General features: G+C 37.7%; 18 protein-coding genes. All 18 read left to right on the top strand.

Translation table 11 applies throughout. The annotated features are described in order from the left end of the window. The first annotated feature begins 22 nt into the window (after positions 1–22). A complete protein-coding gene (locus tag EVJ47_00865; protein ID RZD14868.1) occupies positions 23–1,282 on the top strand; it encodes a nicotinamide-nucleotide amidohydrolase family protein in 1,260 nt (419 codons plus the stop codon). A 167-nt stretch (positions 1,283–1,449) separates the two neighbouring features. Next, positions 1,450–2,490, top strand: a complete 1,041-nt coding sequence (recA, locus tag EVJ47_00860) for a recombinase RecA (GenBank protein RZD14867.1) — start codon at positions 1,450–1,452, stop codon at positions 2,488–2,490. A 136-nt stretch (positions 2,491–2,626) separates the two neighbouring features. After that, positions 2,627–3,781: a type IV pilus twitching motility protein PilT gene (locus tag EVJ47_00855; GenBank protein ID RZD14866.1), complete on the top strand. Its 1,155-nt coding sequence runs from the start codon at positions 2,627–2,629 to the stop codon at positions 3,779–3,781. Beyond that, the gene (locus EVJ47_00850; protein ID RZD14865.1) at positions 3,778–4,281 is read left to right on the top strand and encodes a regulatory protein RecX; all 504 of its coding nucleotides are present in this window, start codon (positions 3,778–3,780) and stop codon (positions 4,279–4,281) included. The genes EVJ47_00855 and EVJ47_00850 overlap by 4 nt, the downstream gene beginning before the upstream one ends. Before the next feature lie 22 nt (positions 4,282–4,303). After that, positions 4,304–6,952 (top strand): alanine--tRNA ligase, encoded by a 2,649-nt coding sequence (gene alaS, locus EVJ47_00845; GenBank protein ID RZD14864.1) that lies wholly within the window; start codon positions 4,304–4,306, stop codon positions 6,950–6,952. Positions 6,953–7,198: 246 nt separating this feature from the next. Then, complete coding sequence (locus EVJ47_00840) at positions 7,199–7,972, top strand: hypothetical protein (GenBank protein ID RZD14863.1); 774 nt, start codon at positions 7,199–7,201, stop codon at positions 7,970–7,972. 1 nt (position 7,973) lies between these two features. Further along, the gene (gene bamD, locus EVJ47_00835; GenBank protein RZD14862.1) at positions 7,974–8,723 is read left to right on the top strand and encodes an outer membrane protein assembly factor BamD; all 750 of its coding nucleotides are present in this window, start codon (positions 7,974–7,976) and stop codon (positions 8,721–8,723) included. A 63-nt stretch (positions 8,724–8,786) separates the two neighbouring features. After that, on the top strand, positions 8,787–9,341 hold the full coding sequence (locus EVJ47_00830; GenBank protein RZD14861.1) for a translation initiation factor IF-3: 555 nt from the start codon (positions 8,787–8,789) through the stop codon (positions 9,339–9,341). An 82-nt stretch (positions 9,342–9,423) separates the two neighbouring features. Next, positions 9,424–9,627, top strand: coding sequence for a 50S ribosomal protein L35 (locus EVJ47_00825; protein ID RZD14860.1), 204 nt, complete (start codon positions 9,424–9,426; stop codon positions 9,625–9,627). 17 nt (positions 9,628–9,644) lie between these two features. Continuing rightward, positions 9,645–9,995 (top strand): 50S ribosomal protein L20, encoded by a 351-nt coding sequence (locus tag EVJ47_00820; protein ID RZD14859.1) that lies wholly within the window; start codon positions 9,645–9,647, stop codon positions 9,993–9,995. Between the two features lie 65 nt (positions 9,996–10,060). Beyond that, on the top strand, positions 10,061–10,366 hold the full coding sequence (locus EVJ47_00815) for an integration host factor subunit alpha (GenBank protein ID RZD14858.1): 306 nt from the start codon (positions 10,061–10,063) through the stop codon (positions 10,364–10,366). Further along, positions 10,350–10,682, top strand: coding sequence for a MerR family transcriptional regulator (locus EVJ47_00810; GenBank protein ID RZD14857.1), 333 nt, complete (start codon positions 10,350–10,352; stop codon positions 10,680–10,682). Before EVJ47_00815 ends, EVJ47_00810 begins: the two co-directional genes overlap by 17 nt. 2 nt (positions 10,683–10,684) lie before the next feature. Then, positions 10,685–11,494 (top strand): 5'/3'-nucleotidase SurE, encoded by an 810-nt coding sequence (gene surE, locus EVJ47_00805; GenBank protein RZD14856.1) that lies wholly within the window; start codon positions 10,685–10,687, stop codon positions 11,492–11,494. 51 nt (positions 11,495–11,545) lie between these two features. Beyond that, positions 11,546–12,190: a protein-L-isoaspartate(D-aspartate) O-methyltransferase gene (locus EVJ47_00800; GenBank protein RZD14855.1), complete on the top strand. Its 645-nt coding sequence runs from the start codon at positions 11,546–11,548 to the stop codon at positions 12,188–12,190. A gap of 78 nt (positions 12,191–12,268) precedes the next feature. Continuing rightward, the gene (locus EVJ47_00795; GenBank protein ID RZD14854.1) at positions 12,269–13,189 is read left to right on the top strand and encodes a sigma-70 family RNA polymerase sigma factor; all 921 of its coding nucleotides are present in this window, start codon (positions 12,269–12,271) and stop codon (positions 13,187–13,189) included. Beyond that, positions 13,189–15,042, top strand: coding sequence for a hypothetical protein (locus EVJ47_00790; protein RZD14853.1), 1,854 nt, complete (start codon positions 13,189–13,191; stop codon positions 15,040–15,042). The genes EVJ47_00795 and EVJ47_00790 overlap by 1 nt, the downstream gene beginning before the upstream one ends. Next, entirely contained in the window at positions 15,005–16,816 is a 1,812-nt protein-coding gene (locus EVJ47_00785; GenBank protein RZD14852.1) for a hypothetical protein, read from the top strand. Before EVJ47_00790 ends, EVJ47_00785 begins: the two co-directional genes overlap by 38 nt. A 5-nt stretch (positions 16,817–16,821) precedes the next feature. Then, positions 16,822–17,598, top strand: coding sequence for a polyprenol monophosphomannose synthase (locus tag EVJ47_00780; protein ID RZD14851.1), 777 nt, complete (start codon positions 16,822–16,824; stop codon positions 17,596–17,598). The last annotated feature ends 144 nt before the right edge of the window (positions 17,599–17,742 follow it).

Genomic DNA, 17,742 nt, shown 5'->3' with positions numbered 1-17,742 from the left:
AACTTTGAGGCAAGTAAAGTAAATGGATATTAAGATTCTTGTCATAGTGGATGATTATAATTTTGCCGATGCAGGAGAGGCTATTAAGGGTCTATCGGAGGTGCTTTTACACTATAACCTTAGATTTAAAGAGGCTGTCATACTTCCTCAAACCGAAAGAGACAGCATTTACAAGGTAGTGTCGTATATGGCGTCGGAGGGTTCGTTTGTGATAGTTTGCGGGGGAATGAAGGAAGATACCTGTATCACCCAAAATATCGCCTCCGAGGTTTTTAAAAAAGGGTTGGCGAGAAGCAAGGATGCCGCAGATTTAATGAGGCTTGTGTATGAGTTTAATAAAAAGCAGTTAAACTCCTCAAATGAAAAGGCATGTTATTTTCCTGAGAATTCTTTTATTATCCCCAATCAAAACTCCGGAATTTCCGGTTTTTATCTGACGGAGCCTATATTTTTTGCCGCTATGCCGCTTGAACCTAAAAACGCCGTCAATATGTTCAAAAGCCATATTTTGGGAAAAATGCTCGGGAAATTGGGAATTAATTATTTTATAAAATCCAGGAAATATAAGCTGTTTGGTTTAAAAGAAAAGGAATTCGAAAGGCTTTTCGAAAGATTAAAGAACGATTCGGAATATAATTTTAATTTTGAATATTCTTACGGCGAGATTATTTTGAGCGTCTATATAAACGGAATTTCAACGCAAAAACTTAATGAAAATATAAAAGCGGCCGATGCGGCAGTCTTAGGAATATTCAAGGAATATCTTTACGGTTATGACGACGACGAGCTCAATATAGTCTGTTCTTATTTGCTCAGAGAAAAGGGCGTCAGCATTGCTTTGGCCGAGTCTTTGACGGGGGGCTATATATCCAATAAGCTTACCGATTTACCCGGCTCGTCCGGTTATTTTATTTACGGCGGCGTAGTATATTCAAATTATTCCAAAACCGATATACTGGGGGTTGATAGCGGCATTATAGAAAAAGACGGGGCGGTTTCCGAAAGCTGCGCTATGGAGATGGCAAATCAGGTAAGAAAAAAGGCTCAAAGCGATATCGGTCTTGCGGTAACCGGTTTTGCTGGACCAAAAACCCCGTTAGACAATTATCCTGTGGGAACGGTTTTTATAGCCTTATCCTCGGCCAAAGTAAAAGAAGTAAGAAAATATTTGTTTACAGGCTCAAGGCTTGATGTTAAGGCTTATACGGCAAAAATGGCTTTGTTTTGGATTTACAGGCTGCTTAGCGGAACACCTTTGTCTTTAATAAAGGAAGAATGCTAAACTAATAATATTAACCATAATTTAACTTGATATTATTTTCTTTTTAAGCTATAACTTTTAATTAATCGGCTTAATAAAAATCGTATGTCCTCCCCGCGAAGTTTCGGGGCGGGGGATTACCTATAATCTAATTAAAGAATAATTATTATATGAATAAAGGAGCTAAAATGTCTTCAAAATCGGCAGATAACAGAGATAATAAGGTTAAGGAGCCTGTAAACGAGCAAAAGCTTAAAGCTTTGGACTTAGCCATTTCTCAAATAGAAAAACAGTTTGGCGTAGGCGCCATAATGAAACTTGGCGGTAAGCCGCCTGCCGAAAATATTCAAGCCATTCCGACCGGGTCTTTATCTTTAGATATTGCGCTGGGTATAGGCGGGATACCAAAGGGCAGGGTTATTGAAATATTCGGACCGGAGTCCTCAGGTAAAACCACCCTTACGCTTCAAATTGTCGCCCAAGCCCAAAAAAAGGGAGGGATTGCCGCTTTTATCGATGCCGAGCATGCCCTCGATTTACATTATGCCAAAAAAATAGGAGTTAATGTTGACGATTTATTGGTTTCTCAGCCAGGCACAGGTGAAGAGGCGTTAGAAATTGCGGATTCGCTTGTCCGCTCAGGGGGGGTAGATGTGCTGGTTATAGATTCCGTTGCGGCGCTTGTTCCAAAGGCCGAAATAGAAGGCGAAATGGGGGATGCGCATATGGGTCTTCAGGCAAGGCTGATGTCGCAGGCTTTAAGAAAACTCACATCGGCAATAGCAAAATCTAACACCGCCGTTATTTTTATAAATCAGATAAGAATGAAAATAGGAGTTATGTTCGGTTCTCCGGAAACCACGACAGGCGGAAATGCCCTGAAGTTTTATTCCTCGGTAAGAATAGACATAAGAAGAACAGGCTCTATTAAAAAAGGGGATGAGGTCATAGGTTCCCGCACAAAAGCGAGGATTGTTAAAAATAAAGTCGCTCCGCCGTTTAAAGAAGCCGAGTTTGATATAATATACGATAGCGGAATATCGCTTGAGGGGGATGTGGTCGATTTGGGGGCAGATAACGGCATAATAGAAAAGGCCGGAACATGGTTTAGCTACGGCAAGGAAAGGCTGGGACAGGGAAGGGAGTCGGCTAAAGAAACGCTTAAAAATAATCCTGCCTTGAGGGACGAGATATATTCTAAAATTATGGGAAAATTTAACCTTAAGTAAATACCTTAATCCGGCATTAGAATTTTATATTCTGGATTCCCGCTTTCGTGGGAATCCAGAATTATTAAATAATAGAAACGTTTAATTATTTTCTAATGCAGGATCAAAGTAAATATTAACTTTCGGAGGAATACTTATGAATGAACAGCCGTCTTTTATAGAAAAGCTTTTAAAAACAGCTACCGATATGAGGGCATCCGATGTGCATCTTAAGGTAAATTCATACCCTATATTTAGAATAGACGGGGAAATTTATCATCAAGAGGGTTTTGGCATATTGTCGAAGGATATGGTCGAAAAAATTGCATCGAGTATGATGGACAAACATCAGCTTCAGGTATTTCAGGAAAACAGGGATGTGGATTTGGCTTACAGCCTGTCCGAAGTCGGCAGGTTCAGGGTAAATATATTTTCCCAGAGAAATTCCATAAGCGTGGCAATGAGGTATATACCGTTCAGCGTTCCTTCTTTCGATTCTTTAAATCTTCCGAAAGTTATCAAATCTATTGCGCTAAAGGAAAGGGGACTTGTTCTTGTAACGGGTATTACCGGAAGCGGAAAATCGACTACGCTTGCATCGATGATAGATTATATTAACAAAAATAAGGCAGTTCATATGATAACGATAGAAGATCCGATAGAGTATTTACATAAAGATATAAAAGCTATAATAAACCAGCGTGAATTAGGCATGGATGTTTATTCCTTTTCGCACGGCTTAAGAGAAGCTTTAAGGCAGGATCCTGATGTTGTTTTAGTCGGCGAGATGAGAGACCTCGAAACTATCGAGACCGCGATAACGGCGGCTGAAACGGGGCATCTTGTTATGAGCACGCTTCACACGCTCGATGCTCAGGAAACCATTAACAGAATTATCGCGGTTTTTCCGCCGTATCAGCAAAAACAGATCAGAATGCAGCTTGCGTCGGTAATTTCAGCCGTAATATCGCAGCGCCTTATTATCAGAGCCAATAAAAAAGGCAGGCTTCCGGCTATCGAGGTAATGGTTGGGACAGAGACGATAAAAGACTGCATCGCCGATGAAAATAAGACGGCAAGCATCAGGGACTATATAAAAAGCGGCAATATTCAATATGGAATGCAGACATTCGACCAATCCCTCTACAATTTTTATAAGGCGGGTCTGATTACTTATGAAGATGCGTTAGCGCAGTCCACTTCGCCAAACGACCTTGCTTTATTAATATCCGGCGTAAACGCAACGGACGAGGGTATGGACAGGTCTTTGTCTTTGGGCAGTAAGGCAGCCGTTTGGGGTAGCAAGAGTTGAAAGTACTTTCGAATAATATATCGAAAAGAAAATTAAAGACAGCGGGGACGCCTTTGGATTATTCCCTTAAACTTCTTTCCATAAGATCTTATTCGGAAAAATCGATGCTGGAAAAGTTGATTAAAAAAAAATTTTCAACCTGCGAAATAAGCAGGACGGTTAAAAAATTAAGGGAATACGGCTATATAAATGATGAAACCTTCGCCGAACGGCTTATAGAAAGCGGCAAGAAGAAACTTATCGGAAGAATAAAACTAAGTTATGATATATATAAAAAAGGGATAAATAAGCAGCTTGCAGATGAACTTATCGATAAATTTTACACTAAAGACGAAGAAAAGGATATAGCCGTCAAAGCGTTAAACAAAAAAACGGTTTCATTAATTAAATATAAGGAAAACGACCTGATATTCAAAAAAAAGTTATATGATTTTTTACAGCGCAGAGGGTTTTCTTCTAATGTTATCGAAAACATTTTAAATATAAGTTCAGCCGATTAGAAGGGTTAATGGTTTTTTACCGATGAAAAATTTACTGTCAGGCGAATTAAGAGAAATATTTATAAACTATTTTAAGGGGAAAGGTCACACCTTTGTGCCAAGTTCCTCTTTAATTCCCGCCGGCGACGAGTCCATTATGTTTACTAACGCAGGCATGGTTCAATTTAAAGAATATTTTACGGGTCAGGTTAAACCGCCGTTTTTAAGAGCCGTAACCGTCCAAAAATGCATGAGGGCGGGCGGCAAGCATAACGACCTGGAAAATGTGGGCAAGACTTCCCGTCATCATACCTTTTTTGAGATGCTTGGAAATTTTTCTTTCGGGGATTATTTTAAAAAGGATGCCGTTATCTTTGCATATAAGTTCTTAAAAGACATTCTGGAGATGGACGAAAATAATCTTTATGTCTCGGTTCACAAAAAAGATGAGGAGGGGTATTCGATATGGAGAGATATTATCGGATTTGACGAAAGTAAAATTTATAAGCTTGGAGACGATTCGAATTTCTGGCAGATGGGGGAAACAGGTCCATGCGGCTATTCCAGCGAGATATTTTTCGATACGGGTTATTCCGAGCCGGGACATAAAGAGTGCGATATAAATTGCGATTGCGGGAGATATCTGGAAATTTGGAATCTTGTTTTTATGGAATTCAACAAAGAAAGAGACGGTTCCGTTGCAAGGCTTCCGAAACCGTCGATAGATACAGGCATGGGGCTCGAACGAATTGTGAGGGTTTTACAGAATGTAAAATCAAATTATGACACCGATGTCTTTAAGCCGTACATAAGCGAGATAGACGGCATCACGGGCAGAATGTATAACAGCGGCGACGAAAATTACGATACAGCCGTTAGAGTGATAAGCGACCACATCAGGACATCGATGTTTTTGGCTGCGGAATCGGTTTTCCCGTCAAATGAAGGCAGAGGATATGTCTTTAGAAGGATAATGAGGCGTCTTATCAGATTTTCTTTAAAGCTAAATCTAACATTGGAAAACTTAATATATTTGGGAAATATCGTCGTAATTGTAATGGGCGGGTTTTATCCCGAAGTAAGGGACGCCATCACGGTTTTTGAGAAGATAATGTCCGAAGAGCACGATAAATTTAACGATACGGTCGGTTTCGGCTTAAAACTTCTCGAAGAAAAAATATCGGAGTTAAAAAACAACAAGGGGAAAATTATACCGGGCGACTTTATCTTTAAACTTTACGACACTAACGGTTTTCCCTTAGATATGGCTATAGATATTGCATCGGAAAATAATCTGTCTTTAGATTTAAAAAGATTCGACGAACTTATGGATATTCAGAAAAAGGGTTCAAAACAAAAAAAGGAAAAATTTAACATTTTAGATATCGATTTAAATTTTCCAAAGACAGACTTTACCGGGTATAACAATCTTGACGTTCACGGCAAAATACTTGGGTTTTTGAATGAATCAGGTGAATTAACGGGGAGACTGGAAGACGGCGATGCCTGCTATGCAATATCCGATATTACTCCGTTTTATCCGGACGGCGGCGGTCAGTCTGGGGATAAGGGGATAATAGAATGGGAAGACGGGAGCTTAAGGGTTTCCAACACTTTTAAAACAAAAAACGGCATAATATTGCACTATGGAAGGATATTCGGTAAATATATTGCGCCGGCCGCGGCAAGATTTACGGTCGATAAAAATATCAGAAAAAAAACGGCATCGAATCACAGCGCCACACATCTTTTGCAGAGCGCTTTGAGAGCCGTTTTGGGAAGTTATGTCGTTCAACAGGGTTCGTCCGTGGATTCGGAAAGATTGAGGTTTGATTTTACGCAGGCAAAGCCTATTGCTGACGATGAATTGCGCAAGGTGGAATCTCTGACGAATGAATATATTTTTTCCGATTTGGAGGTCAAAGTTGAAGAGCTTGATGTCAAATCCGCGCTTAACGCGGGAGCGCTTCATTTTTTCGACGAGAAATACGAGGATACGGTCAGGGTTGTTTCGATGGGGGATGTTTCAAAGGAGTTTTGCGGGGGAACGCATGTATCAAGAACGGGAGAAATAGGATTTTTTAAGATAATGCGCGAGTCTTCCGTTGCTTCCGGCATAAGAAGGATTGAAGCGGTTACAGGTTACAACTATTTAAATCAATTATATATCGAAGAGGACAACCTGAATAATATCGCCTCATTGCTGGGCGCTTCAAAACCGGATGTGTATAATAAAATAATCAATCTTTATTATGATTACGAATATCTGAAAAAGGAGAACAGCGATATTAAGTTAAGACTGAATACCTTTGAATCGGAAAGGCTTGTTAAAGAATTTAAAAACATCGGCTCCGCCTCCTGTTTAATTTCTAAGTTCGAAGATTTATCTCAGGACGATCTCAAGGAATTGATTAACATATTAAAATTGAGGCGGGATTTTCCAGAGGGGGACAGCGCCGTGATTTTTGTTTCTTTAATTAATAAAGAGAGATTAATTTATATCTGCTCCGCCGAAGGCGGTATAGACGCATCCAAAATAGTTAAACTTTTAAACGGGCAGGTCGGCGGAAAGGGCGGCGGGAAGAGAGACTTTGCGCAGGGCGGCTCAACCGATATTTCAAAATTTAACGAAATCGAAAAAATCTTAGAAAAGATGCTGAGAGATTTATTGCCTTCTAAAATCCATGTCTAAGGACTTTATGCTTACTAAAACAATATGGTAAAGATATACGGAAGGTCGGGTTCGGGGATGTCTGAGGTCGAGGGTTTAATAAGAGAGTTTTTGCTTAAAAGGGAGAGTTTTAAGCTTTATAATATCGACAATTTTGAGCAGGCGCGCGTTGAATTTTCGGATATTACTAAAGGAAGCATTAACGCGCCGGAGGTATTGGTAATAGATGAAAAAGGGGATATTTATAAAAATTAAATTAATAAAATTTTGGAATCTTTAAAGCTGAAATATGTAGCTATATCCGCTATTCTTACTATTTTAATTTTTTCATCTTTAGGCTTTAGCGGATGCGGCTATTACATTAAAAAAACCGAAAAGTTTAAAAAACCGGTTAACACCCCATATAAAACTAAAAAAGAGGTTTTAACGGGGCTTGCAAAGAATTATGAAAATTTTAAAGGAATGTCCGGAAGGTTTGTAATAACGGCAAACGACGGGTATTTTCCCTTCGAAGAAGCAGGGCTTTATAAATACATCAAGAACAAATATATAAAGTTTACTATCCTTGATATGTACGGCACCCCGCTTTTTTATGCTAAAATAATCAAGGGCAAAGATAAAGTCTTTTTTCTTGATTCGGGGAAAAAATATCAAGGAAAAAGACTTTTGTATGGAAAACTTTTTCGGGCGTTTAGAATTTTTTTAAATTTAAACAGCCTTTATAAAATTAAGAATTCCGATGTTTTTTATAATACGGCCGGCGGATTCTTTTTCGAATATCATAAAAAACACGGCGGTCGTCACGGTCATCATAATAGTTATTATATTTATGTCAACAGAAAATACCTTATCGAGAAAATCACCGTCGTAAAACATAAAAAGATGCTCGAGACTATCTATTTTAAACATTATATTCTAAAGGGCGGAGTCATGGTTCCTTTAAAAATAGTCGTTGACGATTATCTTTATAATGTTAAAATAAAAGTGGCGGTTTCAAAAGGCAGCTCGGTATTTTATATGAACGATTTTAACGGGGAGTAATATGAAAAGTAAAATATACCGGTTATCGGTTATAACCATAATGACAATAACAGTATTTATGGCATCGCTTATCTTTTTAACCGGATGCGCTAAAAATGTCAAAAAACATATCCTGCCTCCCGATGTTTATTACAAAAAAGCCCTTTTTTATGCAGGTAAACATGATTATTCCAGTGCGGCTAAAAACTTTAAAGCCCTTATCGAAAACTACCCCACATATCACAATACGCAAGAGGCGGAGTTAAAGCTCGGCGATGCCTATTATCTTGGAGGAAAGTTCATAGAGGCGCAGGGGGCTTATATGGATTTTATCCGCCTCCACCCCAGCTCTAAATATACCCCTTTTGCGATGTATTATGCGGCTATGTCATATTATAAAAGGAAAGAGGCGGCAGGGAGAACACAGAGTCCCTTAAAGCATGCCAAGCTTATGTTCGAAGAATTGGTATCAAAATATCCTTATTCGAAATATTCTAAAACGGCTCTTAAATATATTAAAACAATAAATACAGATTTATCCGAAAACACTTTTTTTACGGGGCTTTACTATTTTAACGCAAGCCTTTGGAAGCCGGCCGCTTATATGTTTAAGACCGTCCTTAAGCAGTACCCCGGGATGCCCATTATTCCAAAGACTTTATATTATTTAACGGTATGCTATAAAAACTTAAACGATAAAAAGACGGAAAATTATTATAAGAATATTCTGCGGCGGGATTATCCGCAAAGTAAATATGCGAAAATGGCATAACGGTATGCTAAATTTTCTTGACACTAAGCGTGAATTATGCAATAATTTTAAAACTATAATTTAATGAATAAAGGAGAGATTCGCATACAAAAAAATACTAAGACAGATATTAACGAAGGCATCAGGGCAAAAGAAGTCAGGGTTATAGACGAAGAAGGCAAGCAGGTTGGGATAATGTCTTTATTTGCTGCTATTAAACTTGCAAAGGAAAAGTCTTTAGACCTGGTTGAAATGTCCAAAGATGCCGCGCCTCCTGTTTGCAGGATAATGGATTATGGCAAATTTAGATACGAGCAAAACAAAAAACTTCAGGAAGCCAAGAAAAAACAGGTTGTTATCCACATAAAAGAGGTTAAGTTTAGACCTAATACCGATGAGCATGATTACAGGTTTAAACTAAAAAATATAATTAACTTTCTTAAAGAAGGAAACAAAGTAAAGCTAGCCGTTACATTTAAAGGCAGAGAACTTGTGCATACCGATTTAGGAATTAGGGTAATATTAAGAGTCATAGAAGATATTAAAGAATTCGGCATCCCCGAATTCCCGATTAAGCCGGATGTTAAAAGAACATTTAGCACTGTAATCGTTCCGGTTAAAGCAAAAAAGGCGCAATAAGCCTGTTTATCGCAAAATATATTATTATAAAGCATAGTAAACTATACAGTTATCGTTATTTATTATTTTAAGGGGTTCTAAAATGGCTAAAATAAAGATTAAGACCAACAGGGGAGCAAAGAAGAGGTTTAAGATTACGGCTAACGGAAAGGTGGTTCATTATAAGGCGAACAAAAGTCATATATTGACTTCAAAGGCTCGGAAAAGAAAGAATAAACTTAAGAAAAGCGCTGTCGTTAATTCGGTTGACGCTATGAATATCAAAAGGCTTGTTCCTTATTTATAATAAAAAGGAGTTAAATAATGTCAAGGGTAAAAAGAGGGATTTTAACAAAAAAAAGGCATAAAAAGGTTTTAAAACTTGCGAAAGGTTATTACGGCGCAAGAAGCAGGCTTTTTAAATCGGCACAGGAAACTGTCTTAAAAGGGCTTAATTACGCTTATAGAGATAGAAAAGTCAAAAAAAGGCAGTTCAGAGGGTTATGGATAGTTAGGATTAACGCCGCATGCAGGGCAAACGGTATATCTTATTCAAAATTTATTAATGCGCTTAATAAGAAAGAGATTAATTTAAACAGAAAGGTTTTGGCTGAAATTGCGTTAACCGATCCGGCCGCGTTTTCCGGTTTGGTTAAAGAAATAACATCCAATTAAAATTTTTAAAGCCCTATTAAATTTAACCCTGATTAGACCTTAATAAACGAGGACCTTAATAATAAATGTCTTTAACTAAATCCGATTTAACAAATAAGATTCGCAGTAAGGTTGGCTTGACCTCCGCCGAATCTTTAACCTATGTAAACTCTTTTTTTGATCTTATAAAATCGGAAGCGGAAATAGACGGACAGGTTAAATTAACCGGTTTTGGAAGTTTTCTCATTAAAGAAAAAAAGCGAAGAAAGGGACGGAATCCCCAAACAGGCGAGCCTATTTATATCAGCGAAAGAAAGGTGCTAAAGTTTAAGTCCTCGGTTGTCTTGAAATCGAAAATAAATAAAAAATATAAAAATGGATCCGGTAGATGAGAAGCTTTATTATAAAATCGGGGAAGTTGCAAAAATAATAGAAATTGAGCCTTATGTCATAAGATACTGGGAAACAGAATTCAATTTCTTAAAGCCGCATAAATCTAAAAGTTCTCACAGGCTTTATTTAAAATCCGATATCGATAAGCTTTTGCTGATAAAGGATTATTTGTATAATAAAAAATTTACGATAGAAGGGGCAAAAAAAGCGATAAAGGCAAAATCATCTCAAAAAGACGATAATATCAAGCTTATAAAAAATATTCATAATGAACTTAATTCTGTTAAGTCCCTTTTGTTATCGAGAAAAAAATAGTAATGAATATTCTTCTTTCAAATGATGACGGGGTTTATGCAACAGGTATAAATATTTTATTCGAAGAGCTTAAAAAATTTGCCGATGTCGTAATTGTCGCTCCCGATAGAGAAAGAAGCGCAAGCTCACATTCTTTAACCATCGATAGGCCGTTAAGAGTCAATGAAATCAAACCTGACATATTTTCAGTCGATGGAACCCCTACGGATGCCGTTAATATTGCCGTTCATTCCGTTTTAAAGTCCAAGCCCGATTTAATCATATCCGGCATAAATTACGGCGGCAATATTTGCGACGATGTCATTTACTCCGGAACCGTGTCCGCGGCAATGGAGGGGGCTATTATGGGAATAAAGTCGATAGCCGTTTCATTGGTTGTAAACAAAGGCGGCGGGTATCTGCCGAAAGACCCCTCTCTCGAAGACAATCTTGAATTATCGTTCCAAAAGGCGGCAGAATTTGTTTCCAATCTTGCCTCTGCCGTTCATAAGCATTCTTTGCCTGAATATACCCTGCTCAATGTAAATATACCCCAAACGATAATAAATAAGCAAAACAGCTTCGAATATCTTATTACGAGGCAAGGGAAGCGTTATTTCGAGGACTTTGTCGTCGAAAAGATAGACCCCCGCGGGAGAAAATATTACTGGATTTGGGGTAAAAATATCAGGTTCGAAGATGTGGAGGGAAGCGATTACGAGGCCGTCCATAACGGGCTTATCTCCGTTACGCCCATACATCTCGATATGACAAATTATAAAGCAATGGAAAGATTAAAAAATATCGATTTTCTTTATAATATTAAATCCTGAACAGAAAGAGGGCTTAATGAATCTTATTGCCGGATTTGAGGGCATAACTTTATGGTAAATTTTAAAAACTCCCCAGACAGGGCTACCGAACAGGCTCTTGTTTCGAAAGGAATTACTGATAAAAATGTGCTCTATGCGTTAAGAACCGTTCCGAGAGAAAAGTTTGTCGAGGAATCGTTAAAAGAATTAAGTTATACCGGTGCGCCGCTTCCCATAGGTCATAATCAAACAATATCCGGCATTTACACTGTTGCTTTAATGACGCAGTCTCTTTGTTTAAATAAAAGCCACAAAATTCTTGAGATAGGAACCGGTTCGGGCTATCAGGCGGCTATTTTGTCCACGCTTTGCATGAGTGTTTTTACGATAGAACGGATAAGGGACCTGTCTTTAAAGGCGAGGGATATTCTTGAAAAACTTAACATTCATAATGTGACATTTATTATCGGAGACGGGACTATCGGGTTTAAAGAATACGCCCCTTACGATAGAATAATTGTTACAGCCTGTTCCCCCGATGTTCCCGAGGCGCTTTTCGCCCAGTTAAGCGAGGGCGGCATAATGATTATGCCCCTTGAAATGAGCGGTGCACAAAATATCTTTGTAATAGAAAAAAAAAATGGTAAAATGTATTCTAATAATATTGCCCCTGCAAATTTTGTTAGACTTATAGGCAAGGACGGTTTTAAATCCTGAGCGTTCTTCCATATAAGATTTTTCTTTATTATATTTGTATTATTATAAATAATTATAATCTTTTATCTTATATTTATAATGCCGGGAACAAAAATTAATAAAGATGAAGAAAAGCCTGCAGTTTTAGAAAACAGCGAAAAAGTCTCCATACCCCCGTCGTATGATAATGTTATATCCCGTCAATACTTAAAGTATCTTAAAAAAAACCCTCTTTTAACAAAGGAAGAGGAGTATAATCTCGCCTTAAAAGTGCAGGAAGGAGACAAGGAAGCCAGAGATTTAATGATTAAATCTAACCTTGGACTTGTTATCAATGTGGCAAAAAAATTTCTCGGAAGAGGTCTTTCGTTCGACGATTTAATTATGGAAGGAAATATCGGACTTATGAAGGCCGTAGATAAATTTATTCCTAAAAAAGGCTTCAGATTCTCAACCTATGCTATATGGTGGATAAGACAGTCTATCGAAAGGGGCATATTAAATTCAGGCAGGCTTATAAGGCTTCCCATACACATTTCCGAAAACCTTTTTAAATATTCGAGGGCAGCGAAAGAGATGACCGGCGAACTGGAAAGAGAGCCGAATATGGGCGAAATCGCAAAACACATGGGAATAGAGGAGAAAAAACTCGAAAAAATTTTGGGTTTTATCGGCAATGTGTATTCTTTAGATTCTTCCTTTCCGCAAAATCAAAATCAGGACGGCGAACAAAATTTAGCCCTTGCAAATATTATAAAAGAAGATGAGGAAGGCACATCCTCTTTTGATATGCTCGATAAAATAGAAACATTAAAGCTCTTAAACAAGTGGCTTTTTATGCTTGGCGATGTAGAAAGAAAGGTCATAATATTGAGATACGGGCTTAACTATGAAAAACCGAGAACGCTTAACGAGATAGGGTTAATTTTTAATCTCACCAAAGAGCGCATCAGGCAGATCGAGGTTAAGGCGTTAAAAAAACTTAAAAAAATGGCAGAGGAAGCAGGTATGGAGGGGTAATGCTAAGAACTAACCCCGAGGAAACTGAGGAAACCCAAAAAATTATTAATGCTATATCTAAATACGAAAAAATCTCTTCAAGCTTAATCCGCATTATCCAAACCCATATATCACGCGTTTTTATAACGCCAAAATTTGTCTATAAGCAAAAAAAAACCGTTAATTTTGGATTTGTCGATTATTCGTCCTTAGAAAAAAGAAGATTTTTTGCAAGGCGCGAACTTTCTTTAAACAGAAGGGCTTGCTCAGGCATTTATATAGATTTGCAGGAATTAAGGCAAAATAAGGGCGGTTATTTTATCGGCTTTAAAGGCGGTATATTAAAAGATGTTTTTGTAAGAATGAAATATGCGGCGGACGAAGGGTTTTTAAATAATATATTGGATTCGTTTAATAAAAATGGCGTTAAAAATTATAAATTTAATAAATTAGATGTTTTAAAAAAGGTTGCCAAAAGAATTTATCTATTTCATAAAAATGCAAACTCTTCAAAAAGGATAAGCGGTTTTGGTAAAACAGAAGTTTATAAGGAGAACTGGGACGATAACTTTTTAGCCGTAAGGAAACTTCTTAATAGTTTTAAAGACGATATAAAGGGACAGGTAAATATAAAAAGTTTTTTTGACCGCTGTCACTCCCGCGGAGGCGTTAATCCAGAGCTCAATGAGGAGCGGTTCAAAATAAATATAAAGAGTCTTTTTGATATTTTGAACTATATGGAAAAGTTTTACAATGAGTTTTTGCAATCGGAAATGTTTAACGAGTTTGTTAATTTAAGAATCAAAAACAGCTTCATCAGAGACCTTCACGGCGACTTAAGAATGGAGCATATTGCCGTGAGCGGCAGGGAAAGGATTAAAGGCGTATGCCTGATGGACTGCGTGGAGTTTAACGAAAAGTTTAGAAATCAGGATTTATATTTAGATATTGCGTTCTTGCTTATGGATTTCGAGTTTCACGGTTTTTTTTACGAATCCGCCGAATTCTTTGATTATTATAAGGGATTTTTTAACTATAAAAAGGATATAGAAAAGTATGAAAAATACGAACCTTTTATAATCCCCTTTTTTAAGGCATACAGGTCCGTCGTAAGAGCCAAAATCGACCTTCTTTCAGGCAGGCACTGCGGAGGACTGAAACATTTAAATTTAGCCCTGTTTTATACCCTGTTTTTTAAAAAACCTGTTGTTATTCTTAATATCGGTTTGTCAGGCAGCGGAAAGACCAACCTTTCCGATTTGCTGGCAAGCTATTTTTATGCCAAAAACATAAAGTCGGATAGATTAAGACAGGAAATGTTCGGTTTTACGGATAAAATATTCAAATACGGCAGGAAGGCAAGCGAAACGGTTTACGACAATATGTTTCAGGAGGGGGCGCAGCGGCTTAACGAGGGTAAAAGCGTAATATTCGACGCAACTTTTTTAAAAAAAGAGCACAGGGAAAAATTTATTAGCTATTTTGAAAAAAAAGACTGTAATTTTGTCGTTATATACTCTAAAATATATGAAGATAAAGAGCATGTTATATTAAAAAGGCTTGAAGACAGGCAGTCAGCCGAACATTTGGCAAATAAAAATGCCATCAAGGACTTAAAAAAGGAGACCGGAGGCGGGGAAAGGAAATTCAAGAAAGAGTATTCGGAAGCAGGTGTTTCGGTTTATCTGAACCAGAAAAAGGCGTTTGAGGAGCCTGAGCCTCAAGACTCATCATCACTTAAAAACCATGCGGAAACCCGGGGTTTTTGTTTTATAACCGTGGATGCGTCTTTGGAATTAAGCGAGCGGTTTAATTATGTAATGGAAGCCTTACGCATTGAAAAGCACAATAGACAAAATTTTGGATTATTTTAATACATATTACGGCAGGTACAGGTACGAATTTTATTTGGTTTCATTATCTATACTTGCATTTATCGTTCATCTGCACCTTGCCTCCACTTTAAACTTAGGCAATGACGAAGCCCACTATTTCGTTTGGTCGCTAAAGCCGTCATTGGGTTATCTTGATGACGCCCCGTTCGTCGGCTATGTTATTTATTTTTTTACGGGGCTTTTTGGAAAAAGCGAGCTTAATGTCAGGCTTGGCGCGGTTATTTTTTCGTTTTTCGACGGCTTTTTAATATATTACCTATCGCACCTGCTCTTTAAAAATAAGAGGGCGTCTTTTTTTGCTTTTTTGTTTTTTTTATCGGCGGTAATATTTAGTACCGCCCTATCAGTTATGATGCTGCCCGACGCATCCCTGCTGTTTTTCTACCTGTGTTTCCTGATATTATTTTATAAAGCCGTTAAAGGCAGCTCGAATAATGTAAAAAATGGGCCTGATTTAAAATCGGCCCCCTTTTTTCGTAATAACCTGATTTTATGGATGCTTGCAGGTTTGTTTTTAGGTCTTGCATTTTTAAGCAAGTATACCGCCGCTTTAATTCCACCTTCCGTTTTATTATATTTATTAGCTTCTAAAAAAAATAGAGCCGTTTTAAAAACTTTTTATCCGTATCTGGCTCTTGCCGCCGCCCTTCTTGTTTTTTCGCCCGTAATCTATTGGAATATTACTCATAATTTTATATCCTTTAAATTTCAGCTCTCGCACGGTTTTTCGCACCCGAAACCCGGAATATCTTTATTTATGCAAGGGTGGCTTGGACAATTTTTAGTGGTTACGCCGTTCGTCTATCTGTTTTTAATCGGGACATTCGTTTATTCCTTAAAATTTATTTCGCAATGGTTTGGCAGGAATATAAATGGGTCTGATTTGAAATCAGACCCATTTATAGATAAGTCCGAGGCTGCATCTTACGCGGATATTGCCGGGGGATTTTTGTATTCCGTCTGCTTATCGCTTCCTGTTCTGGTTTTTTTTATTATAAACGGATATTCCCATAGAATACTAGTTCACTGGCCGGATATAGGCTACATGTCCGCATTTCCTATCATGGGATATGTTGCGGATAGGATTAGTAAAAGCAGAAGCCAAATAAAACTGTGGGAAAAATTAAAATTGAAGGCCGCCAAATCATATCTGTATTTTGCGATATTTTCCGGTTTTTTCTTAAGTTTTGTATTATACAACCAGATATACTATAATTCGATACCGATAGGAAAAATAATAAGGTATATCGATAAGGAAAAAAACCTTAAAAGACGCTGGATATTTTCATTAATTCCCCATATACCCGGAAAACCCAAAACGGCCGACATAACAAACGACCTTTTTGGGTGGGGGAAAGGGGCAAGGTATATCGGTATTGTTTATAAAGGATATGAGGCGGTTTATCATCCGCTTTTTGTTTTAACGCATCATTATGCTATTGCGGATGAACTTGTGTATTACGGGGGCTATAAACCGGCGGTGAATATTTATAATATATCGGGGTTTTTAAATCAATACGACCTGTGGCAAAATTTAAACAAAATAAACGGAAAGAATGCCATCTTTATAATGGATAGCAAATATATTATAAATCCGATGCGGACATATAAGAAGGATTTTAAATCGATAAAAAAAATCGGCCGGCTGGATATTTACATTAAATTTAGACCGGTTAGGGTTTATTATCTGTATTTAATGAAAGATTTTAACGCAAAAAGGGCTATAAGGCATATTAAAAAAAGGATGTTTTAAAAGATATGAAAATACTTGTGGCAATACCGACATATAACGAAAGAGAAAATGTGGGAAGGATGATAGAATCCGTTCTAAATCTAAATGAGAATGAAGCGGTCAGGGGGCTGAATGTTACGATTAGCCTTGTAATAATAGACGATAATTCGCAGGACGGAACTCAGGAAATCATAAAGGGGTTTACCTTCGGCAACCAAAAGCGTTTCCATCCTGTTGAGGGAGGGGTCAGGGGAGGTAATCTGTTTCTTATTTCAAGGGAAAAGAAATTAGGTCTTGGGACGGCTTATGTTGCGGCATTTAAGTTTGCCATGGACGGGGGCTTCGATTATGTTATTACGATGGATTGCGATTTTTCTCATAATCCAGATGAAATTGCGGGTTTTATTAATCTTATGAATGATAAAAAGTGCGGAATGATTGTCGGTTCAAGATATAACGGCGGGATAAGAATAATAAACTGGAGTATGAAAAGGCTTTTGATTTCCTATTTTGCAAATATTTATGCCAAATTAGTTACGGGAGTTAAAATCAGCGATTTGACTGGCGGCTTCAATATGTACGATGTAAACTGCCTTAAAAAGGTAAATTTAAACGGCATTAGTTCGAGGGGATATGCCTTTCAAATCGAGATGAAATACAGGATGAAAAAGGCAGACTGCATCCTCTGGGAATACCCTATAATATTTTACGAAAGAACTAAGGGTAAATCCAAGATGTCAAACGGCATAATTTTTGAGGCTTTTTTCGCTGTAATAAGGCTCAGGCTCGGGCTTTATAAATAAAACCTCTGCCTCGTAAATACATGGGTATATATCCCCAAATTCCGATTTAGGATTTTATATTCTGGATTCCCGCTTACGCAGGAATGACTGAACTGCGATTTAAATATTCATCCTTTGGGGTGTCCCAACCCGCTTCAGCGGGAA

Source organism: Candidatus Acidulodesulfobacterium ferriphilum (assembly GCA_004195035.1).
GTDB classification, from domain to species: Bacteria; SZUA-79; SZUA-79; order Acidulodesulfobacterales; family Acidulodesulfobacteraceae; genus Acidulodesulfobacterium; species Acidulodesulfobacterium ferriphilum.
Note: the sequence above shows the minus strand (reverse complement) of the source record. Positions and strands in the feature narration are given on the sequence as shown.